Raw genomic sequence first — 22,430 nt, forward strand, 5'->3', positions numbered from 1 at the left:
AATGAACAGTGCCATAAAGTATGGACTCACTTTAGTAGCCGGAGCCCTGATCGGGCTGGGCCTGTTAAAGCTACAGCAGCAACCCGACGAAACCGCCGTCACGACGGCTTCCGATCCTGACGCGCCGCTTTACTGGGTTGCCCCCATGGACGCCAACTATCGTCGCGATAAACCCGGCAAGTCGCCCATGGGAATGGATCTGGTGCCAGTATATGCCAGTGGAAACGACACCGGCGTTGTAAAAATCTCCCCTCAGGTCGTTAACAACCTGGGAGTGCGAACAACTCGTGTATCTCGCGCAGTCTTGCATGAGGATATTCGCAGCGTCGGATACGTTCAGTACGACCAGGACAGCCTTGTTCACATCCATCCCAGAGTTGAGGGCTGGGTGGAAAAGCTCTACGTGACTGCCGAGGGCAACTCGGTGACACGAGGTGCTCCGCTTTACGATCTATATTCCCCACAACTGGTAAACGCTCAGGAAGAGTTCATCTCCGCTTTGCGCAGGGACAACGAAAGGCTCGTACAGGCCGCTCAGGACAGGCTTCGCGCTCTGCAGTTAAGTGACGAGTTTATTACTGAGCTTAAGAACAGTGGTGAAGTCAGACAAACTGTTACTTTCAGATCATCAAAAAATGGTGTCGTGGATAAACTCAATATACGAGAGGGCTTTTTTGTGGGGCCGAACACTACACTCATGTCTATTGGCGCTCTGGATGAGGTGTGGGTAGAGGCTCAGGTCTTCGAAAGTCAGGCGGCTCTGGTGCGCCTGGCACAGCCGGTGACAATGCAGTTGGACTACCTACCCGGTCGCAAATGGCAAGGAGCAGTGGACTATATTTATCCCACGCTGGATCCATCCACCAGAACTCTGCGGGTAAGGCTGCGTTTTTCCAATAGCGACGGTGAACTGCGACCCAACATGTTCGCTCAAATACAGATTCACTCCGAAGACAATCAGCCTCGTACCGTCATACCCAAAGAAGCCCTTATCAGAACAGGCTCCGAGGATAGGGTTGTGCTTGCTCTGGGCGAGGGACGTTTCAAGTCGATCGCGGTAAAGGCCGGTCGAATCTCCAATTCGCAGGTCGAAATCATGGAGGGCGTATCCGAGGGTGACGAGATCGTAGCGTCGGCGCAGTTCCTTCTTGACTCTGAATCGAGCAAAAAATCTGACTTTATGCGTATGGATCACCCAAGCCCCAAACGTCGCAACTCACAGCCAGTTGCGGTGCAAACCCAACAGAGTACGCCTACAGATTCCAGTCAGATCGCCGAAGTAATGGGAGTCGTCAATAGGGTGGACAGCGCAACGCGGATTGCGAATATCAGCCGTGAAGAAATCCCAAAATGGAATCGGCCGGCTGCAACCATGGACTTCATACTGTCAGAGAGCGTTGATATAGAACTACTCGAGGCAGGTCAGTCGATTCACTTCAGGTTTGTGATTGATGACGGTCAGTTCATTATCGATAGGGTCCACGTCATGCCTCCGGGAGAATCCCATCATGATTGAAGCGATTATTCGATGGTCAGTAAGCAACCGCTTCTTTGTCCTGTTGGCCGCGGCCATGATTGTCGGCGTGGGAATTTTCGCGCTGAAGAACACGCCGGTAGATGCAATTCCGGATCTATCGGATGTTCAGGTGATCATCAAAACAAACTATCCAGGTCAGGCACCGCAGGTAGTCGAGGACCAGGTCACCTACCCGTTGACCACCGCAATGCTATCGGTACCGGGGGCGACCACCGTCAGAGGCTTTTCTTTTTTCGGTGACTCCTACGTCTATGTGATATTCGACGACGACACAGACCTTTACTGGGCTCGCAGTCGCGTCCTTGAGTATCTGAGTCAGGTAGCTCCTTCACTGCCAGATTCCGCCAAACCTCAGCTGGGCCCGGACGCAACCGGGGTTGGCTGGGTTTATATCTATGCCCTTACCGATACTAGCGGGCAGCATGACATCAGCCAGCTTCGCAGCTTGCAGGACTGGTTTTTAAAGTATGAGCTTCAGGGCATCCCCGGCGTGTCGGAGGTGTCCACCGTCGGCGGAATGGTCAAACAATATCAGGTAAGCGTAAATCCCGATCGCCTGCGTGCCTTTAACATTCCACTGTCGCATGTGCAGGAGGCCATTCGACGCGCCAATCAGGAAGTGGGCGCGTCGGTGATAGAAATGGCAGAGGCGGAGTACATGGTGCGCGCGTCGGGCTATATCTCCTCCGTAGAAGACCTGCGAAACATTCCCCTGGGCGTCAATCAAAATGGCACCCCGCTACTTCTTCAGGATCTCGCCGAGATTCAAACCGGGCCACAAATGCGTCGGGGTATCGCTGAACTCAATGGAGAAGGCGAGGTTGTGGGCGGCATCATTGTGATGCGCTCCGGTGAAAATGCGCAAACGACCATCGATGCGGTAAAAACTCGCTTAAACGAACTCAAATCCAGCCTTCCCGATGGTGTTGAACTGGTAACGGTGTACGACCGGTCGGGTTTGATCGAGCGGGCGGTAAAAAACCTCTGGCAAAAGCTTGGCGAAGAACTGCTCATGGTGGCCCTTGTTTGCCTATTCTTTCTGTTCCATTTGCGTTCATCGCTCGTGGCGATCATCAGCTTGCCCGTAGGCATACTCATGGCATTCATCGTCATGTACTTTCAGGGGCTTAATGCCAACATCATGTCTCTGGGTGGCATCGCCATTGCCATAGGTGCAATGATCGATGGAGCCATCGTGCTCATCGAAAACATGCACAAGCACATAGAGCGCACTCCCCTTACGCCAGAGAATCGTTGGCGCATAGTCACCGAGTCTGCCGTGGAGGTAGGGCCCGCTCTCTTCTTTAGCCTGCTGATCATCACCGTAAGCTTTATTCCGGTGTTTACCCTCGAGGCGCAGGAAGGACGCATGTTTACCCCGCTGGCTTTCACCAAAACCTATGCCATGGCCGCCGCGGCGTTGCTTGCTGTGACCCTGGTGCCTGTTCTTATGGGCTACTTTATCCGCGGCACGATTCTCCCGGAGCAAAAAAATCCAGTAAACCGGCTCATCGTTGCAAGCTACCGGCCATTGCTCAGATCAGTATTGGCTCGGCCAAAAACCACACTCGCAGTAGCAGCTCTCATGGTGATCAGCGGATTTTGGCCTCTATCGAAAACCGGCAGCGAGTTTATGCCGCCCCTTGATGAAGGGGACCTTATGTACATGCCGACTACTTATCCCGGCATCTCCATCGGAAAGGCGCGAGAACTGCTGCAGCAAACCGACAAACTGATTCGCACTGTGCCAGAAGTGAAAACGGTTTTTGGCAAAATTGGGCGCGCGGAGACCGCCACAGACCCGGCGCCACTGACCATGATTGAGACCTTTATTCAGCTTAAGCCTGAAAACGAATGGCGCCCTGGCATCAGCTCTGATGATATAAGACGGGAACTCGACGGCGTGGTGCAGATTCCCGGGCTCACTAACGCCTGGGTCATGCCCATCAAAACGCGTATCGACATGCTCGCCACCGGCATCAAAACTCCGGTGGGAATCAAAGTGGCCGGAGCGGACCTCACAGTCATCGAAGACATCGGACGGCAGCTTGAGGACATTCTGCAAGGTACGCCAGGTACCGCATCGGTGTACTCCGAAAGAGTGACCGGTGGGCGCTACATCATGGTAGACATTGATCGTGCCCGCTCAGCTCGCTACGGCCTGAACATAGCCGATGTGCAGCAAATCATTGCTACGGCAATCGGGGGTATGAACATCACCAGCTCGGTCGAGGGTCTGGAACGCTATCCGGTCAACTTGCGCTACCCGCAATCCTATCGCCAATCCCCAGAGGATCTGGCACTACTTCCCGTAGTCACACCATCGGGACAAAGAATAGCTCTGGGTGATGTCGCAGACATACGGGTAGAAGACGGTCCTCCTGGCATCAAGAGCGAGAATGCGCGTCTGAATGGCTGGACCTTTGTTGATTTGGACACGTCGGACATCGGTAGCTATGTATCAGTCGCACGCGACCTGGTAGCCAATCAACTGGAACTACCCCCGGGCTACTCAATCAGTTGGTCAGGACAATACGAGTACATGGAACGCGCAAAGGCCCGACTGAACTATGTGGTGCCGCTGACCCTGGCGATTATCATCCTATTGCTTTACATGAATTTTCGAACCCTTGCCCCAGTACTTATTCTTATGGGTTCGCTGCCTATGGCGCTAGTGGGCAGTGCCTGGTTGCTGTATCTACTAGACTACAATTTCTCTATTGCCGTGGGGGTAGGCCTCATGGCCCTCGCCGGTGTAGCAGTAGAAACGGGCGTAATCATGATCGTATATCTTGATCAAGCCTGGGAGAAACTTGTATCAGAGCGCAATAACGACGGAGGCAATCCCTCCCCAGAAGCCATAGCTACGGCCATACTCGACGGCGCGGTCTTGCGAGTACGTCCGGTACTCATGACGGCCGGTGCGACTATCGCGGGGCTTCTGCCGATTCTGTTGGGCGGTGGCACTGGTTCAGAAGTCATGAGCCGGCTCGCTGCGCCAATGGTCGGAGGAATGATCAGCTCCGTGCTACTTACACTGTTGGTAATTCCTGTTATCTACCTGCTTCATAAACAGGAGAGGCATTAGCCGAGGTGCCGCAAAAACACGGCGCCCGCATCGCCACAATTTCCCTCGCTATTTAAAGCCGAACTCCTATACTGAAAAATCGGTCAGCGTCTTTTGTTTGGGCTGACCGCTTTCCAGCGCCATTGATCAGCGCAGCCTACCAATAGAAATAAGGATAAAGTTATGGCAGAACTCGATATGGAAAAGCTCGAGGCGCTCGCAGGAAAAGTCGTGGGTAACGCCAACGCCGCTTTTGCGGGCCTACTCGCATACATAGGAGATCAAACGGGAGTCTATCGAGCCATGGCCGATGGAGAACCTCGCTCGGTCGACGAAATCGCCTCCATCGCCAGTGTTGACTCACGCTATCTCAAGGAGCTGTTATCGGCTAACGCCGCTAACGACTATGTTAATTATGACGCGGCGACAGAGAAGTTCTTCCTGTCGCCCGAACAGATCGCCGTATTCGCCACCGAAGAAAGCCCAGCAAACATGCATGGCCTGCTGCAGATAATCGTCGCCCAATATGTAGAGCATGAAACCGCCGTCGACGTTTTTCGCACAGGAAAAGGCCGTCCCTGGGGCGAACAGCACCCCTGCCAGTTTTGCGGAACTGATCGATTTTTCCGCCCGGGCTACATAGCCAACCTCGTCGAGAACTGGATTTGTGCCCTGGACGGCGTTGAAGAAAAGCTAAAAGCAGGGGCCAAAGTGGCTGACGTTGGTTGCGGCCACGGCTCTACCACCGTATTGATGGCACAGACCTACCCTCAATCCACAATCTTTGGGTATGACATTCACGGACCATCCATCGCGGACGCCAAGCTCAAAGCCGAGAGCGCATCGGTGAGCAACATTAGCTTCGCCGAGGCAGACGCGAGCACAATCCCAGCTAACGGCGGTTATGACTTTATTTGCATCTTCGACGCACTGCATGACATGGGTGATCCGGTAGGTGTGGCAAGACATATGCGCGAGGCCTTGGCACCCGGTGGAACCTTAATGGTCGTAGAACCCCTCGCCGGCGACAAAACTGAAGATAATCTGCACCCCCTGGGCGGAGTGTTTTATGCCGCATCAACACTCATATGCCTGCCAAACTCTCGTTCACAGGAAGTCGGACTTTGTTTGGGCGCGCAAGCCGGCCCTAAACGGCTGACCGCGGTGCTTGAAGAAGCAGGGTTCTCTTCGGTTCGCATTGCGACTACCTCATCCACCAACCTGGTGCTGGAGGCGCGCGCATAGGACGCCCGCTTGTCTTTGAGGTGAGTACCGCTCGTTTGCAATAAATGCAGCTGCCAATTAGTACTCACCTTGATCTAGCTCAGTGCTCATATCTGTGAATAAGATAGATTAATAGCAAGATTAGCGTCAGGGGCGATTGTCATGGCCAGCATCACCAGCTACGGAGCCGCAAGGGAAGTCACCGGCTCCTGTCATCTACTGGAGTCCCCGGCCTGCGGACGAGTATTACTGGACTGCGGTATGCACCAGGGAGGCGATGCGGTAGACCGGCTACATGATGAACGCTTCGCGTTTGATCCTGCAAGCATCGATGCGGTGATCCTTTCCCATGCACACCTGGACCACTCAGGATTACTCCCCAGGCTATGTCAGGGCGGCTTTCGCGGCCCGATTCTTTGCACACCGGCAACAGCCGAGTTACTCAGAATAATGCTGCACGATGCAGTGGGCCTGTACCTTCGAGACCTGGAGTACAAAAATCGACGCAATGCACGTCGCGGGCGGCCCCTCATCGAAGCAAGCTACGGTGTGGAAGATGTAGAAACCGCGCTATCAGCCTGCATTGGCGTTGAATATCGAAAGCATCACAGCTTGGGTGCGGGTAACTCCGCAAGCATCTGCTTTCATGATGCAGGGCATATCCTCGGCTCGGCGATTTGCGAAGTGCTTCTGCAGGAAGACGGACAACAAAAACGTTTGGTTTTTTCCGGGGATCTGGGAAAAACAGATTCTGTGTTGATGCGCGAACCTGCACAACTACAGGAAGCCGACATTCTGCTAATGGAAAGTACTTACGGGGACCGCGATCACCGCCCCGAAGGCGATACACTCACGGAGCTTCGAGACCTTCTTCGCGAGACCTGGTCCCAAGGCGGCAATGTCATGATCCCCGCGTTCGCGGTGGGCCGCACACAGGAAATACTCTTTCATCTGGGGACTCTTCACCACAGTGGAGAGCTCGATGGTTGGCGCGTGTTTCTCGACAGCCCCATGGCCATATCGGTAACCCAGGTCTATGACCACTGGCTTAAGTTACTCGATACACAAGACATACGCGCGCTCGACGACGCGAAAAAAAGCTCCCTGGCAGAATTTTTACCTACCCTGTCTTTAACGCCCGACACCGATCAGTCCATGGCGATCAATCGAATTAAGGGCGGCGCGATTATCATTGCAGGCAGCGGCATGTGTACCGGCGGGCGCATACGCCATCACTTTAAACATGGCATCTGGCAGGCAAACAACACAATAATCTTTACCGGTTTTCAGGCCCAGGGCACTCTCGGGCGGCTCCTGGTAGACGGCGCCTCTCACGTCCGTCTTTTTGGCGAGGAGTACATCGTAAAGGCACGCATCGCGACACTCGGTGCTTTATCAGCTCACGCGGGACAGCAACAGCTGGTGGATTGGCGCGCGAGCTTTCGCTCCAATCCATTAACACTCCTGATACATGGCGAAGAAAAAGCGCAGCAGGTACTAGCCGACAGGCTTCGCCAGGAACTTGACTGTGACTTAGTCATCCCCGAGCGCGGACAAAGCATTGAGTTCTGATTCTCACGCAGCCACCAGCTTGATTAGTCGTTATCCATCTGCGCATCAACGCCCAGCAGAGTTCTGAGCAGGACATTTGCTCCGTCGGTAATTTGCTGTGGACTAGTGAACTCAGATGGCGCATGGCTCGTCCCATCGCGACTCGGCACAAAGATCATACCAATGGGACAGATAGTCCCAAGGCTCTGTGCGTCATGCCCTGCACCGCTGGGCATACGTTGGTAACTAAGCCCCAGTGATTCGGTGCTGCCTTCTATAATTTTACGAATCGCCTCGTTAGTGGGCGCGGCCATAGACTCGTAGAACTGCACAAAGCTGATCTTTGCGCCGGTTTCCTTGGCGAGTATCTCACTTGCCCTGGCAATTCGGTCAAACAGCAGGCCCACCTTATCCATACTCAAGTCACGAATCTCAAGGCTCATAGTCGCCTGACCAGGAACGACATTAGGCGCTCCCGGAAACGCTTCAATACGTCCCACAGTGCCCACCTGGGTGCCCGGAATCTCGGTAATACTGTCTCGTACAAGCGTCACAAAACGTGCCGCGGTATAGAGCGCGTCACTGCGCTGGTCCATAGGCGTGGTTCCCGCGTGATTCGCAAAGCCATCGACGGTGACATTCCAACGACGAATACCCACGATACCTTCGACAACACCAATGGCGATGTTCTTACGGTCCAGTATGGCGCCTTGTTCGATGTGCAGTTCAAGATAAGCGGCTATGTCGCCCTTATTGCGTCTCACAGACTCGAGAGCGGCTGGATCACCGCCAAGAAACTGCATTCCCTCCCCCAGGCTTCGCTCGCCGAGACTGGGCAATGCAAACTCGGCCGACTTAACCGCACCGGCAACTGCGCGACTGCCGGTTTTACCGCCCTCCTCGTTTGACCACACGACAAACTCCACCGGATGCCTCAACGAAACAGACTGCTCATGTAGCGTCCTTGCAACCTCAATAGCCGACATGACACCAACGATGCCATCGTAGTGACCACCATTGGGCACGGTATCTATGTGCGAGCCCGTCACAATGGGAGCCAGATTATTGCTATTGCCCTCGCGACGCCCCACAAGATTACCCGCAGCATCAATGTGTGTAGCAAGACCCGCTTCGCGCATAAGGCCATCAAGATACTCAAGCGCAGCCTTGTTGGAATCGCTATAGGCAACGCGAATGGACCCGCCTTCGGGGGTTCCCCCAAAGGTCTTCATTGCGCTCATGGTTTCATTCAAACGCCGGCCATCTACTTCTAAATTTGATTGGGCTAAGGCCGAAGGCAGCGTCCCAATGTGCAGTGCGGTGAGGCCGATAAGCAGAGTCAGGTATACAAAAAAGCGCATGGATGTTCCTTGGGTGATGCGGACAGTAGCAAAGCATAAAAGCAACTGGTGCTGCACTATGCCGATAGGTGCTTTGCGAGATTTCTATGAAAATGCACAATCGCTTTTTCAAAATAGCCAAAGGTTAGATGCTGATTTGCCCCGGCTCCCAGTGTCTCTTGAATAGAGCAGGCAGCTTCGCGATCCTCATCAAAGCCCGCGGCTTTCACGAAAACCGCATCTCGCATTGCTTCGTCAACATCCACGGTAGACCCATCGGAGGTTTTGTTAGTCACGCGATAAATGAGTATTTGCGTCTGCGATGGGCTGAGCGGCTCAAAGATAGTTACTGTTGAATGTTTGGACAGAATCGACACAGCGACGTTGGGAAAGAGCTGGTACACAGAGGTAATCATTCCATCAAGACTGCGCTGAGCAGGTTCAATAGCCCGGAGCTTTTCCATACGTTTAAAAGGAAAGATCACTCTGGAGTTGGCACCAAAGGTCTCAACGATATTTGTGTTATCAAGACCATAGGGGTAGAAGCTCTGCTTATGCAGGGACTTGATGTGGTATCCCTCCATGGTGGTTTCGGCGATCAACTTCCAATTTGACTCATCGTCATATTCGCTTTGATCAAAAAACTGCTGCTCGCCAGAAAAGAAGTCCGGCGCGTTGTTGAGAAAAGTATCATCTATAGGTCCGCTTTGATTAACGTAGACCAGCCCGCCCTTCTCCAAGGCAGAAACCTCCATGAGCCCATTGTCTTGCAGTTCGACTCCCGGAAATCCTTCTCGTCCCGGTATATGCCTCAACTGTCCATCAAGGCCATAGGTCCAGGCGTGATAGGGACAAACAAAGGACCGCGCGCAGCCGCTGTCCTTGGCCACCGGCATGCCACGATGGCGACAGCCGTTGATAAAGGCGCGGATCTTGCCATCTTCACCTCTGACAACCAGTAGCGGTGTGCCAGCGGCCTTCCTTGCGACATAGCTTCCTTTCTCAGACAGCATCACCGACGGACAAAAGGCCACTGGCATGCGCCGCAACAGTTCTATCTCGGCATCAAAGCGCTCCCGGGACAAATAACTGGCCACGGGCTCTTTCCAGACGGTGTCTCCAAGATCCGTAGTCTTGTTATCAATGTGGCTAAAGATACGATCAATAATCTGCTGTTCGTTCAGGAGCTTGCTCATGGCGTCTCTTTGATCAGAATTCACTCGATAATGCCGGTTCGAGCAATGTTAGCTTCAGGTTGATCCTGCCACGCTATCAACCCGCTGTAAAAAGCCCTGTGAGCATAAAGCATTACAAAACCGCCTTCGCGTGGCGCGCTTCTTGCTATCCTGTGTCTAACTCGTATTAACTCGCAATTACTCGATGCCGGCCGTACACCCCAGCCCGGCCTCCCCCGAGACACACATGAAAATAAGCCCCAAGAAAACCTCGCTACGAGGATTGAGAATATTCTGCGTCGCAGCCAAGTATCGTAACTACACCTTAGCTGCAGAAGAACTGTCGGTGACCGCCAGCGCAGTGAGCCACCAGGTCAAGACACTCGAAGACGAACTGGGTCTGGAACTCCTCACCCGAGAGCGGCGAGGTCTGCGCCTTACAGAGCAAGGCGCACGGCTTTTCCGTGAATTAGAGCCTGCAATCGCTAACATCGACGGCATCATCGCCGAAGTCCAAAGTAAGACAGCGGCCAGCCAACTGCGGGTTTCGGTTCAACCGTTCTTTGCCAGCGAATGTTTCGTTCCGGTGCTGGAGGACTTCACCGCCCGAAACCCGGGCATAGAGATCTTTGTAGACACCAGTGATGAGACCGCCGAGCGACACCCGGTGAGCGCCGATGCCTCTATTCGACTTTTTCGTCAGAAGCCTACTCAGCTGGAATCCGATGCGCTTTTTCCGCTGCGATTGATTGCCGCCTGTTCACCAGACTTTCTAAAACGCTACCGTAAAGGGCAAGAGTTCACGCCGCTCCCCATTTTGGTGCACACAAGTCGACCTGAGGCCTGGAATATTTGGTCTAAGGCGACGGGCATCACGCTGCCACCGGCCACATCTGTGGTGCGCCTTGACTCCATGATCGCCGTGGCCCGTGCTGCAGAACGCGGGGTGGGAGCCGCACTCGTCCCGGTTCCCTTGAGCGACAACTGGTTCAAATACGGCGCTCTCGTTCCTATGTTTGACGAAATAGCAGAACTACCCGAGACCTTCTATCTGGCCTACCCCAAAGCCAAAGCCGAAATAGCCGAAGTGAAATCATTGCGAAAATGGGTGCTCGACCTATTTCAGGAATAGTGATTTCTGTCGCTTTACCTTGTTCATCAAGAGTTTCTCAGACCAACTTCAACTTTTTTTCGTTTGTGGCGCACTGGCATCAAACCTACATTGCGCTTGACCCCATTGCTTTCGAGGCGATGGGGCAACTGACCTAAACCCAAGGAGTTGAACCATGAAAATCCAAGACAAAACCACTGCTTTTTTCGGTGCCTGCCTTATCGCAGGAAACATGCTCTGCGTATCTGCGCAGGCCCAGGAGACCCTAATTGACGAGTCTCTTACTTCCCGCTACAAAATGGCTGCCGTTAGCAATCGTGCCCGGGGCAACGTCGTGCTGGCCGGGGACTACGAAAAAGCGATTGAGGTTCTGGACAGCAAGGGCGCAAAACAATTTGCCTCAAGCACGAACCTCTGCGTCGCCTACACCATGACCGGTGAACTGCAAAAAGCCGATCTCGAATGCGGTACTGCACTCAAGTTATCCCAGGAGAAGGCCGCGGGGCGGGATATGGCCGTAGCGCTATCCAATCTTGGCGTTTTGAAGGCGGTAAGTGGTGACCTAAGCGGTGCCCGGCAGGACTTCACCCGAGCGCTGGAACTCAACCGCAAGCTTAGCGAAGCGAGTGACAACCTGCAGATCCTCCGCGACGCCCATGCAAGCGGCGCCTAGTCCGAAAAGGAGCGGCGCTCCTACATGGGCCGCCGCTCCTTACCCCTGAAAAAACAACACGCGGCTCGCCGCGACTGATAAGCACTTTACTTAGCGCCGCTGAATATCCATGTACTCTAATTGCGGCGGCGGTCCCATCCCTAACCGCAAGTATTCAGTCTGAGTTTGCTTAAGAGAACTGAGCAATACCTCATAAACATCTTCGAGCTTGGGCCTGCATTTTTTTACATAAACCGAGCGGGTTTCCATAAATCGTCGTGAGCGCTTTGCAAACTCGTCTTCATCATCAGCAGGGCGTCGATGACAGTACATGGCGATCTCATCAGCGATCGCAACCAGTTCAATCAAGGAGCCGTTGGCAGCCGACGTTTTACGAGGAATGTTCGCGGCCTTGCTATGATGATGATCGATGCAATCCCGTATGTAAGCGGGCGCGTGTGCGATCTCGGCCGCCACGCTCCCCAGAGCCACATGAGAGATTCCAAAAACCGCTTCTTCTGCCTGCAATAGCTCGGCGGGATCCCGGTATCCTTGCATCTCGATTTCACTCGGTGACTTTGCTAAGTGTTTGTAGTGCACAAGTCGTCCAAGGTCATGAAGTAAGCCAGCCTCTTCTGCAGCCTCGGGCTTGACGCCGAGTTGTCCGTAGACTTTTGCCAGCATGCCCGCGGCGATACTGACATGAACAAAGTGCGCCCACATACAGCGCTCCTCATCATTGTCCGGGTGAAACGGCCGTGCCATGGACTGCACTTCGATCAGTTCATCAATGGCGCGACTCCCCACTAACATCAGTGCCTGTTGCACACTGGTCACGGCACGGCTGGGAAAGTGCTTGGCAGCGAGTTGGAATATCCGAATCGTAAGACAAGGCTCTACCTTGGCAAGCGCAAGAATGTCATCGATGTGGTCATCAATATCGACATCTGGCCGAGTCAAAGTCGAGATACAAATGGGGAGCACGGGCAACTCTTCCATAAGCCGCACAACCGCTGGGCGCAAATTGCTACCACGCAACTCTGGTGACGACATATGACAATACTCCTAACTATGGCAAACCGGCGCTTTACCGAGCTTGAGTCTTAAAAATGCCGTCTCAGCCTCATCCTGCATATAGGCAAGAGCTTTTTGCAGCAGGGCAACGTCGACACCACACTGCGCCAAAACGGCGCTTTTGCTGTCCAGAAACCTCTGGCACAGGGCCTTAACCGCTGCCAGATCGCTGCTATCGCGGCGCAGCACGAACACCGACAGTTCGTCGGCGCACTGTACAAGTTCCACCAGTGTTCGAGTTTCCAGGTCAGGTCCACGCAGCTCACGAAGATTATCGTGGTGATGTTCAACAGCGGCGATAAGATAGTCGGGTAACTTCCAGCGCTTACTGGCGATCACTCCAATACCAACATGACTGTGGCCAAAGGCATGGGTCTCAGCGTGAAGTAATGCCTCGGGGTCGTGATAATCGCTGGATTCGATTTCGTTGGGAGCTTGCGCTATCTGCTCATAATCTACCAGACGGCCGATGTCGTGTATCAGGCCCGCAAGGTAGGCTTTGTCAGCATCCACCTTGAGAGCTTTACAATTTTTGACCAAAAACTGCGCACATAATGCCACTTGAATAAAGTGCAGCCACAAGCATTTTTCGGCATCAGTAACCGGCACAAAAACGGTGGCCGACGAGCGCTCAGATACCAGTCGGTGCATGGCACTGACGCCCAAACGCACCATGGCCTTGGGCAAAGTATCGCCGCCGCGAACCGCTCCAGCCGCGCCTGCGCTTTGGAGGATTTTGATCGCCAGACAGGGGTCCACATTGGCGAGGGCCAGAACCTCAGCAAAGCTCCCTTCGGCATCGAGATCCAGAGACATCAAAGCAGTGATCACCACCGGCAGTACGGGTAGTTGACCATTGCTGGCCGTGCTCAACACAGATTCTTGTAATGTCATGGCCCTCCATGAAGATTATTATTTATTCTGAGTGACGTCGTAGTGATTAGGCAAAAAGCCACTGGCGTCAACTTCAGTTTTCGGTTAAGAGGTCCACAATAGAAACACCTATCAATGTCTTAAGCTACATTTCATTCAAAAAAATCACCAAAAGCTCGAATAGATCAATTTTTGGTAGAAGCTTCTGGTGTAGGCCTTGATCTCTTGGATTCTAAAGAGGACTCTCGGCGCCGTAGTTCAATCAATTGGAGTCCGGAGAGCGATGGGGTATGTTGCTCCCGAATCAAGAACAATCCAATAGAGGCGCAGCAGCGACATATTATGAATGAAGTTCGTTTATTGTCCGTAACTGAACGTGAACGCCTCGCCCTAAAGCGCGTAGAAGAATGCGAAAGCCTGCCCGTACTGCCGGTGGTGGTGTCCACGCTTCTGGCGATGGATGAAGACAATCCCTACGGAAGTGACCACGCGCTGAGTATCGCCAGAATAGATCCGTGCTTTGCAGTTAGAGTCATCGCCCTGGCTCAGCGCGCCCACGGGGGAGATGTACAGGGCACGCTGCCTCTGGGCCAATCCATTCGGGCACTGGGCAAAGACGGGCTGGTAACACCGTTGCTGGAGCATTCCAAGATACTGGTCTTTGCGCCTACGGACGACGCGCAGAAACATTTATGGCTCCACGCATTACAGGTTGCGGCGCTGAGCGAACAGCTCGCGTATTTTCTTTCCAATGAGATCGACGGAGAGTTAGCCTATTTTGCAGGCCTGATTCACGACCTTGGTAGATTTGTCGCGTACTTTAAAGAGTCTGATCTACCAATCCACATTGAGTCCCATGGCTTACTCACCCCGGAAGACCTCACTGACTCGGAGTCATCCAAAAACGCCGTCAGTCATACGCTGGTGGGCGCAACGGCTGCAGAAGTCTGGGGGCTTCCAAAAGAATTGCGCGAGGTGATCGGCAATCACCACCGCTTAAATAATAGTCTGGAGCAGCCGAGTCCAACAAGCATGCTCATCGCCGTGGTTAGATTCGCCGACACCATTAGCCATCAGCTCATGAGCGGCGTAGAACCCGAAAGCGAAGCATTCCAGAACAAAACCTCAGAGTATCTGCGTTTCGACTCTCTTTTTACTGCGGATGTTGAGGCCCTCACAGAACGGGTTATTCGACTCTCCCGCCGCTGTCTGGACGAGTCATTTATCAGCTTCCATAAGTTGGAAATTGGCGAAACCAACTACACGAAACACAAAATCTCTAGCTAAGCGTGCCTAGCCACGGTGCAGAACGTTCCGCGAAGGTGAACTGTGCATGCTGAAGCAAGGGCGACGCTAAGCAACCTGCTCTGCCACCGCCCGCCATGCCGCATCAATGGCGGAGTCTAAATAAGCGTGCGCTTCAGAATCAGAGTTCGCAATAGAAATTCGGCCAAACTGTGCACGACCAATTTCATGTGGCGCCTGCCCTGCTTCCCATTGTGGATCATCGAGTTGCATGTACTCGTAGGCGTAGCCGTGTGCCCAGCGGTTGACGGTGATCGCCTGAATATCTCTTTCGTGTCTAAAGCCGTATTCGCCCAGTAGGCCCTGTAACTGATCCCGAACTTGCTGCTCGTAGGTTTCAAACGGCGTCCCGTAAACCTGATGACGCGAGCGACGAAGAATCTCCCTGCTCTTTTCGCCATCTACAGGATCAACCGATGGAACACCCATCATAAAAATAACCATAGGTTCTTCAGGCCCGGCGGGAGGACGGTTACCCCCCGTTTTGGTGGCCGGAGGAACCGTCACCACAACAAAAGGGTCATCGGGGCAGTTAACGCGGCCCACACCTAATTTAGAAAAAGCCTGCCCGTCGGCGATCAAAACATTGACCCAGACCAGTGGCACCTTCACGCCGTAATCAAGCGCCTCTTTCTGGATTTGGGGTAACTGCGGACAAATGTATGGGATCGCCGCGTTGTAGCAAGCCAGCACACAGTGATCGCCGGTAACACGAAGGGCTTTACCGTCACGCACATAATCGACATCTACCCCTTTACCGGAAGTCTCACGCACGCCAACCACCGTACTATTGAGCCGCAGGCGGACGGACTGCTGCTCAAGATCCAGAGCGCCGTAGTCGAAGCGGCTGAGCGCGATATCCTCAAAACCCTGACTATCCGGCGCTACCGCCGGAATAAGTTTTTGAACAAGCAGCCTCGCCACTGAGGCGTTGCCATCCGGAAAATATAAAGACTCCAAACCCGACACTGCACTATCGAGGAGCTGCGCTAGAAGATCGCCGAGCCACGTCATACTCCGAATACCCGGACTACCCAAGTAAAAGGCCTCCAGAATACTGATCCGGGTCGCTGCAGGCCCGAACATGAGTTTAGGAAAGGGATAAAAGATCGAGATTGTTTCTGTAGACAAGCCAACCCGTTGGCTTAGAAACTCGGCGTAGCTCGTCGATTCAATGTAGGCGGACTTCTCTCCCAGCGACAGCTCTTCGAGATAGTCTCGGTCCCCCGAAATCAATTCAATGACCAAATCTTGCTCTGAAACAGGCAGTGGCAGCGCGCGAATAGCGGACGGGTAATCACCAATGCCAAGCATCAGCCGTATCCAGCTCCCCCTCACCTTTACATGTCCATCGGGGCCAGGGAGTGCGAACATGGAATCAGCATCTGCCCCGAGAAAATCAAATTCCCCCATATCTGCCCGCATGGCATCAAGGTCTACCCCAATGTCATCCAACAAATTTTTGGAAATCATACTGTAATCACTGGGGCCATCGAGATTGACCGAACCCCCGATGCCAAGACGCATATATCCTGCATACTCAAATTCATTGCGCTTGGCATGCCCACCAAAGTCATCGTGATTATCGAGCAGTAGTATCTTTGCCTGAGGTCCCATGCGCTTCTGGTAGAACCTCGCTGCAGCCAGGCCACTGACACCTGCCCCCACGACCACCAGGTCATAGTGTTCATCAAGCTCGTGATGTTGATCAGGCTTTTGCCCGGCCCAGGCCAGGCCATGCATCACATCAAAGGAACCGGGGTGGTTTCCTCGCATCCCAGTGCGCGTGGGCGGATAGTAAGTTGCAGCAGTAGCTGGAACAGACTGCGCAAACAGTTCATCAGGAGCCAGCAGGCTGGCTCCGGCGGTGACGGCAACACCGTTTAAGAAATCTCGCCGGGTGATCTTGTATTTCACTGACTTCCCTCTGATACCTGAATTACCCCAGGAATGAATCGCTGCGCACTCGCACTCACTGCCCGTCGCTACTCAGGCGATATCTCGCTGTAATGAAGGCTAACAACCTTCCATTCACCCGCAATCCTCTGCCAAACATCGGTCTCGAAAGCCCGGGAGGTGGTCACAGACCCATCCGGCCAACGCGTGCGATTGTCGATGAAAGAGGTCGCAACAGCAGCGCCTCCATCAGCCATCACTTGTACCTGCAGGTCCGACATCTCGTTCAGTTCAACGCCCCCACCGCTTGCCATGAGCTCGGTCCACATCTGCCGGTACTCAGCAAGGTTCACCCTGCCATCGCCGACATATACGGTGGCGTCATCGGCGTAAAAACCAAAATAGCTTTCGATATCATTAACTGCGTAAGCATGATCAAACGCTTTGATCGCAGCATGAAGGTCAGCGTCTTTAGCGCCATGATGATCGGCCAAGACCGACAAGGACATCAGTGCAATAGCAAATCCAGTCACTATCTTTTTCATTGTGTAACTCCTTTGATAATTTTTTACTCAGGCTACTCAATACGCTGCTACCGACTCCAAACTCATGCGCTGTTGCCAGCCTTAATCGCCTTGCGAAAGAAAACCGCCATGCCGCCCACAGACACCAGCAATAAGGCGCCTATAGACTCAAACACGACGCCAATATCAGCACTCACTATGTTGCCGGTGAGCACCGCAATAAATAGCAGATGAAAGAGAAGCCCAAATAGGCCTAATGCAACTGCTGCAATCTTGGCGCTTAGGGAGAGTCGAAAAAGCGTCGGGGCAACTACCAGTCCAAACACCCCATACATCCAGAAACCCAGGTAGTCGAAAGAAGTGAACAGCGAGAAAGACAAGGACGGATTTAGCAACTGAAACAACTGTTCGGCGACGTCGACATTCGCCGATAAAGAGGTCGATGCGCCTACCATCTGGGGAATGGACCAAATGGCAATGAACTTGGGAATAATGAACGCGACAAGCGATATCAGCACCGCTATACCGGCAATAACCGCGCTTAAGGGGCGGGAGCCGCGCACCTGCCAGGCAGTCGCGGCAAAGACCGCCGTTAGTGTGAGCATCGCGACCATTTGCACTATCCATCCCATAATGAACGCGCCGAGATTACTGCTAAACCACATCATGCGATCGGTGAACGGGCCTTCGGGAGCATCCAGCGGGAGGAATATCGACGGCACCACCATGACAAAGAGGGTTATTGCGGACCAATACGCGGCTTTATTTACCGTATCGTCGAGTTGTGGTTCTTCGATCATAAGGCTTCGCCAGTTGTCACATGTCTGCTGACAGGCTAAAACATGTCACTTGACATGTAAATAGCGGAGACCGTGAGAGACGCGGGTATCTCGCTCAGTGGACTCGCCGCAATTAACAAGGATATCGCGCATCAATAAATGCCAATGCCGTATCGCGAACAGCGTGCTTCTCGCTCTCCCAACGCCTGCCATTGCCGGTAAACAATGTTCCGCCTTCGAGCATTGACATAAGACAGAGCGCCTCAGCAATGGACGAATCGCTACCCGCATCCTTAAGCGCTTGCTGAATCACGCTTAAATACTGCGCATAAACGTCGTCCACCAAGTCTGCCACCAACGGCTCAACCTGCTGCATGGCCCATAGCTGCGGCCACAGCCGATCACTCTGCAGGGGCTCTCCCGCGACATCATCAAGAACAAACATTGCGATATCTCGAACACTAAGCGCGTCGCCATCAGCGCGGAGCGCGTCAAAGGCCTTGGCATACTCCACTGCTATATAAGCCACCAACTCCCGGAGCATGTCCTCGGTGGTGCGAAAGTGATATTGCAAAGCACCCAGCTTCATCCCGCTGGCACGTGCGAGAGCGCGCATACTGAGTCCGGCGTAGCCCTCATCTGCGATGATCTCGATTGCGGTCTGCAAGATCTCTTGCTTTCGATTACTCACTACCGCTGCTCCTCACGCATTCATACATAGCTACCAGCTTAAGACATGTCATTTGACATATACAGCCAGCGACACGAGCAGACCACCACACCTCCCGGCCACACAGAATTGCGGTAAGCTCCTTACAAGCTTGCGTGAGCGCGGCGTATAGCTGAAGCTACTTCTGCTCCTATTTCTTCGAGGTTCCAATGATTCGAATGCATAAACTGTTAAGTGCCGCGGTTGTTCCTTTTATGGCTGTGACGCTGGCCCCCTTTGTCACGGCACACCCAAGCGACGATGAGCAGCTAAGCCTTGGTGGTTTGACAGCTTCTGAAGTCATTCCGGCTCATACCCCCCTGGAAATGACATACTTTGGTGCAGCCGGCTGGCGCATGACCGATGGAAAAACGATCGTACTTCTGGATCCCTGGCCATCCAGAATCCCCTACGGAGGCCCGGCACATCCGGACGATGAGCGTCCCAGCTACAGTCGTACTGACCCAGCGCCCGTTGATACCGATTTGATTGACCGGTTGATTCCCAAGGCAGATTTTATTCTCGTGCAGCACGGGCACTTTGATCATTTGGGAGACGTTCCCTACATCGCCAAGAAGACCGGCGCGAAAGTCATCGGCACAGAAACCGTTGTGATGATTCTTCGGGCCTATGGCGTCCCCGAGGAGCAGCTCTATGCGGTTCATGGCGGCGAGGATTATCAGTTCGACAACTTTAGTGTACGCGTCGTGCCGGGACTGCACTCTGCGCTGGACCAAAAGCACTACCACGACTCAAGACGCTACGACCGAGATACGGTGTTAGAAGCGCCGCTGCGCATTGAGCAGTTCATCGAAGGCGGAGCTCTCAGTTTTTTAGCCAGACTCGGAGGGCGGAGCATACTCACCATGGGGTCCATGAACTTTATCGAGCGCGAGTTCGAGGGATTGGAACCCGACATTTTGCTGGCCGGTATCAACGGCTCCCGAATGGGCCTGTATGACTATGACCGTCGCTTACTGGAGTCCACGGGGTACCCCGCCATCGTGGTACCCACGCACTGGGATAACTTTCGTTTGCCCTACAGTTTTTCGCAACAAGACAACGTGGAGAAAAAGCTCATCCCTTTTGCTGACACGGCTAAAAAGGTCTCGCCGAACTCCAAGGTCATTATCCCCGTTCACCTTGAGCCGATAATCCTTCCTTGACTCACATGTTTTTGTAAACCACTCCGTCCTTCATGACGAAGGAAACAGACTCGGTGACGCTAATGTCTTCGAGAGGATTGCCAGATACCGCGACGATATCGGCAAGGTTTCCCTTGCGAATAACACCCAGATCATCGCGCTTCATCAAGGTCGCCGCATTGACGGTAGCGGCCTGTAAGGCTTGGGCTTCAGTCATGCCGTATTTGACCATGCGCGAGAACTGCCGGGCGTTGAGTCCATGGGGATAGATTGCCGCGTCTGATCCGAACACCATCTTCACACCAGCTTTTACAGCAGCGCTAAAGCTGTCTCTTTGCACCTGACCAATTTCTTTGTCTTTTCGCAGGTTTTCTTCGGGAACCCCATTCTCCCGTCCTTTTTCCAGGGTGTACTCAGTGTTGTAAATATCCATGGACAGATAGGTACCGTGCTCTAAGGCCAGCTCAATTGCCTCGTCATCCAATATGCTGGCGTGTTCCACACTATCTACACCAGCAATAATCGCCGTCTTGATACCGTCGGTGCCGTGGGCGTGAGCCGCAACCACCAGGCCGCGATAATGCCCCTCATCGACAATCGCTTGCATCTCCTCCAGGGAGTACTGAATCTCGCCTACCTTAGTGCCACGAGAGAACACGCCGCCAGTGGCACAAAACTTGACCGCATCGGCGCCGTACTTAATGTTCTCGCGCACCTTCTCTCGAACCGCCCAGGGACCATCGGCAACGCCGGCCTTTCTTTTTCGCATCTCTGGCGGTGAGTAATTGTCATCACAATGGCCGCCGGTAATGCCAATGGAATGTCCTGCCGCCCAAATCCTCGGGCCGGGTATTTGACCTTCGTTAACTGCATCGCGCACCGCAATCGCTGAATAGGCAACAGAGCCGACGTTACGCACCGAGGTAAACCCAGCCATAAGTGTCGTGCGGGCGTTTGCTACGGCGTTAACAGTCTTTCGCGGCACCGACTGAAGCCGGCTTTCCAAAAATGGGACGCCCGGGATGGCGGAATCCAGGTGTACGTGCATATCCATAAAGCCCGGCAGCAAGGTCTGGCCCTCCAGATAGAGCTCCGGTACGCCATCGCCGGCATTGAGCTTGCCCCGCGTGCCCACAGACTCAATCACACCGTCTGTTATCAGTACCGCAGGATCCGCGATCAACTTGCCGCTGGCCGTATCGACCATGTAGTCCGCGCTGAGAAGCAGTTGTTCTGCCTGTGTACTCTGAGCGATGGAGATCGCCGCCAATGCTCCCAACAGCATAGAAGTGCCAAATGATTTGTTTACCAACATGTAGGATTTCCTCGCGAGCGAATAATTTGCCGATGGAGATGGAGATGGGCGAAAGGTATCAAATTGTAATTCAGACGGGCAGAACGACAAAAACCTTGCGCCGCTTGTGGACAGCACCGGCGACTGCACTAGTCGTCGATAACACTCGCACAGCGTGCGGCAAAGCGTGACTGATCTTGCTTTGGCGTTTGAGGCTTCATCCGACCGTCACTGAGCAACTGATCAAAGGCAGCTTGCTGCAACATTTGTATTTGGCGCGGGGACATACCCAGTTCGAAGCCGGAACACTCATTGGCGCCCAGTGCGCGGGGATCAACTCCCGTGAGATTGCCAAACACCACCAACGCTTCGAGGTAGTAGCCATAACTGCTGGCGTGATAATGATCGTAGGTCCAAAGATCGACTTTGTTGAGCTCAATACCGTTATAGGGGTTGGAATCGGCAATGCCGCTTTGCATGGCGCGAATCCATGCCTCCCCCACCCCATTGACCGCGTCCGCTCCCGATGCGTCAGCGGCAAGGTCATAGCCCTTGCGAATATCGCTTGCCATGCGCTGCACAGATTGGCCGCTCCAACGGCGCTCCGGTAAGTACACCTGATCAGCCCGGGGCCAGGTGGCGGTCAGATAGATGGCTACGTCTTGCTGCTTGTCTCGCAGAACCGCCGCCATCTTAGCGACCTGAGAAACCAAGGCATCGGGGTTCCCGGGGTTTTGAGGATCTAAAGTGCTGTAGCCATGCATCACGACCTGATCCCAAGGCTCGCTTGAGATGAGAGGCAACTTATTGTCCAGATGGAACTGAATGTCGCTGCCGCCTACGGTCTCTAACGAAACGCGGTATTGCAAACCCATTTGATCAGCAAAGGACTTGAACAGTGCGGGGACTCCGCCGGTGCCCTCTCCGTTTAAATCACGTACCGAATCAGATCGGTAATAGCGAACCGACGACCCCCATCCAAAGGTAAAACTATTGCCGATAAAGAGCAGTGAGGTCTCGGCGGCTGCGAGGGGCGCGATACATGTAAGTAAGGCAGAGAGAACTAAAGAAGCTGTCTTCATGTGACTCAATTCTTGGGTATTGCGAGATAAAGTAACAATAAACCCGAGTAAAACAAGGCTAAGCGTCTTCTGGGTAAGTAATCAGCGGAACC

The 22,430-nt window shown here is 53.6% G+C and carries 18 protein-coding genes; 8 read left to right on the forward strand and 10 right to left on the reverse strand.

Features of this window, described 5'->3' with window-relative positions; all coding sequences use genetic code 11:
- Position 1: 1 nt before the first annotated feature.
- The 4 genes from R0135_RS06440 (at position 2) to R0135_RS06455 (ending at position 7,400) form a co-directional block, all read left to right on the forward strand.
- Complete coding sequence (locus R0135_RS06440; RefSeq protein WP_407349430.1) at positions 2-1,516, forward strand: efflux RND transporter periplasmic adaptor subunit; 1,515 nt, start codon at positions 2-4, stop codon at positions 1,514-1,516.
- Complete coding sequence (locus R0135_RS06445) at positions 1,509-4,625, forward strand: efflux RND transporter permease subunit (protein ID WP_407349431.1); 3,117 nt, start codon at positions 1,509-1,511, stop codon at positions 4,623-4,625. Before R0135_RS06440 ends, R0135_RS06445 begins: the two co-directional genes overlap by 8 nt.
- 162 nt (positions 4,626-4,787) lie before the next feature.
- Positions 4,788-5,849, forward strand: a complete 1,062-nt coding sequence (locus R0135_RS06450) for a class I SAM-dependent methyltransferase (RefSeq protein ID WP_407349432.1) — start codon at positions 4,788-4,790, stop codon at positions 5,847-5,849.
- Between the two features lie 141 nt (positions 5,850-5,990).
- The gene (locus R0135_RS06455; RefSeq protein WP_407349433.1) at positions 5,991-7,400 is read left to right on the forward strand and encodes an MBL fold metallo-hydrolase RNA specificity domain-containing protein; all 1,410 of its coding nucleotides are present in this window, start codon (positions 5,991-5,993) and stop codon (positions 7,398-7,400) included.
- A gap of 23 nt (positions 7,401-7,423) precedes the next feature.
- Here the strand turns inward: R0135_RS06455 and R0135_RS06460 are convergent, their stop codons facing one another.
- Positions 7,424-8,740, reverse strand: a complete 1,317-nt coding sequence (locus R0135_RS06460) for a Zn-dependent hydrolase (RefSeq protein ID WP_407349434.1) — start codon at positions 8,738-8,740, stop codon at positions 7,424-7,426.
- A gap of 56 nt (positions 8,741-8,796) precedes the next feature.
- Positions 8,797-9,915: an aromatic ring-hydroxylating oxygenase subunit alpha gene (locus R0135_RS06465; protein ID WP_407349435.1), complete on the reverse strand. Its 1,119-nt coding sequence runs from the start codon at positions 9,913-9,915 to the stop codon at positions 8,797-8,799.
- Positions 9,916-10,141: 226 nt separating this feature from the next.
- On the opposite strand from R0135_RS06465, the gene R0135_RS06470 reads away from it, so the two are divergent.
- Together R0135_RS06470 and R0135_RS06475 are read left to right on the forward strand one after the other, a co-directional pair.
- On the forward strand, positions 10,142-11,026 hold the full coding sequence (locus R0135_RS06470) for a LysR substrate-binding domain-containing protein (protein WP_407349436.1): 885 nt from the start codon (positions 10,142-10,144) through the stop codon (positions 11,024-11,026).
- A gap of 154 nt (positions 11,027-11,180) precedes the next feature.
- Positions 11,181-11,678, forward strand: a complete 498-nt coding sequence (locus R0135_RS06475) for a hypothetical protein (protein WP_407349437.1) — start codon at positions 11,181-11,183, stop codon at positions 11,676-11,678.
- A 90-nt stretch (positions 11,679-11,768) separates the two neighbouring features.
- Here the strand turns inward: R0135_RS06475 and R0135_RS06480 are convergent, their stop codons facing one another.
- The gene (locus tag R0135_RS06480) at positions 11,769-12,710 is read right to left on the reverse strand and encodes an HDOD domain-containing protein (protein ID WP_407349438.1); all 942 of its coding nucleotides are present in this window, start codon (positions 12,708-12,710) and stop codon (positions 11,769-11,771) included.
- Positions 12,711-12,722: 12 nt separating this feature from the next.
- Complete coding sequence (locus tag R0135_RS06485) at positions 12,723-13,625, reverse strand: HDOD domain-containing protein (RefSeq protein WP_407349439.1); 903 nt, start codon at positions 13,623-13,625, stop codon at positions 12,723-12,725.
- 321 nt (positions 13,626-13,946) lie between these two features.
- Between R0135_RS06485 and R0135_RS06490 the strand changes: the two genes are divergently transcribed.
- A complete protein-coding gene (locus R0135_RS06490; protein WP_407349440.1) occupies positions 13,947-14,891 on the forward strand; it encodes an HDOD domain-containing protein in 945 nt (314 codons plus the stop codon).
- 66 nt (positions 14,892-14,957) lie between these two features.
- On the opposite strand, the gene R0135_RS06495 is transcribed toward R0135_RS06490, so the two are convergent.
- The 4 genes from R0135_RS06495 to R0135_RS06510 all read right to left on the reverse strand — a co-directional run bounded on the left by R0135_RS06495 (position 14,958) and on the right by R0135_RS06510 (position 18,799).
- On the reverse strand, positions 14,958-16,826 hold the full coding sequence (locus tag R0135_RS06495; RefSeq protein ID WP_407349441.1) for an NAD(P)-binding protein: 1,869 nt from the start codon (positions 16,824-16,826) through the stop codon (positions 14,958-14,960).
- A gap of 68 nt (positions 16,827-16,894) precedes the next feature.
- Positions 16,895-17,350, reverse strand: a complete 456-nt coding sequence (locus R0135_RS06500; protein ID WP_407349442.1) for a YybH family protein — start codon at positions 17,348-17,350, stop codon at positions 16,895-16,897.
- A gap of 62 nt (positions 17,351-17,412) precedes the next feature.
- Positions 17,413-18,129, reverse strand: coding sequence for a hypothetical protein (locus tag R0135_RS06505; RefSeq protein WP_407349443.1), 717 nt, complete (start codon positions 18,127-18,129; stop codon positions 17,413-17,415).
- Between the two features lie 112 nt (positions 18,130-18,241).
- Positions 18,242-18,799: a TetR/AcrR family transcriptional regulator gene (locus tag R0135_RS06510; RefSeq protein WP_407349444.1), complete on the reverse strand. Its 558-nt coding sequence runs from the start codon at positions 18,797-18,799 to the stop codon at positions 18,242-18,244.
- A gap of 197 nt (positions 18,800-18,996) precedes the next feature.
- Here R0135_RS06510 and R0135_RS06515 point away from each other — a divergent pair, with 197 nt between their 5' ends.
- The gene (locus R0135_RS06515; protein ID WP_407349445.1) at positions 18,997-19,983 is read left to right on the forward strand and encodes an MBL fold metallo-hydrolase; all 987 of its coding nucleotides are present in this window, start codon (positions 18,997-18,999) and stop codon (positions 19,981-19,983) included.
- A gap of 1 nt (position 19,984) precedes the next feature.
- Here the strand turns inward: R0135_RS06515 and R0135_RS06520 are convergent, their stop codons facing one another.
- Both R0135_RS06520 and R0135_RS06525 read right to left on the reverse strand, forming a co-directional pair.
- Positions 19,985-21,277, reverse strand: coding sequence for an amidohydrolase family protein (locus R0135_RS06520; RefSeq protein WP_407349446.1), 1,293 nt, complete (start codon positions 21,275-21,277; stop codon positions 19,985-19,987).
- A 128-nt stretch (positions 21,278-21,405) separates the two neighbouring features.
- Positions 21,406-22,338 carry a PEP-CTERM sorting domain-containing protein gene (locus R0135_RS06525; protein ID WP_407349447.1) on the reverse strand — a complete coding sequence of 311 codons (933 nt, stop codon included), beginning with the start codon at positions 22,336-22,338 and terminating at the stop codon, positions 21,406-21,408.
- Positions 22,339-22,430 lie beyond the last annotated feature (92 nt).

It is taken from the genome of Congregibacter variabilis, from assembly GCF_045689235.1.
GTDB lineage: Bacteria > Pseudomonadota > Gammaproteobacteria > Pseudomonadales > Halieaceae > Congregibacter > Congregibacter variabilis.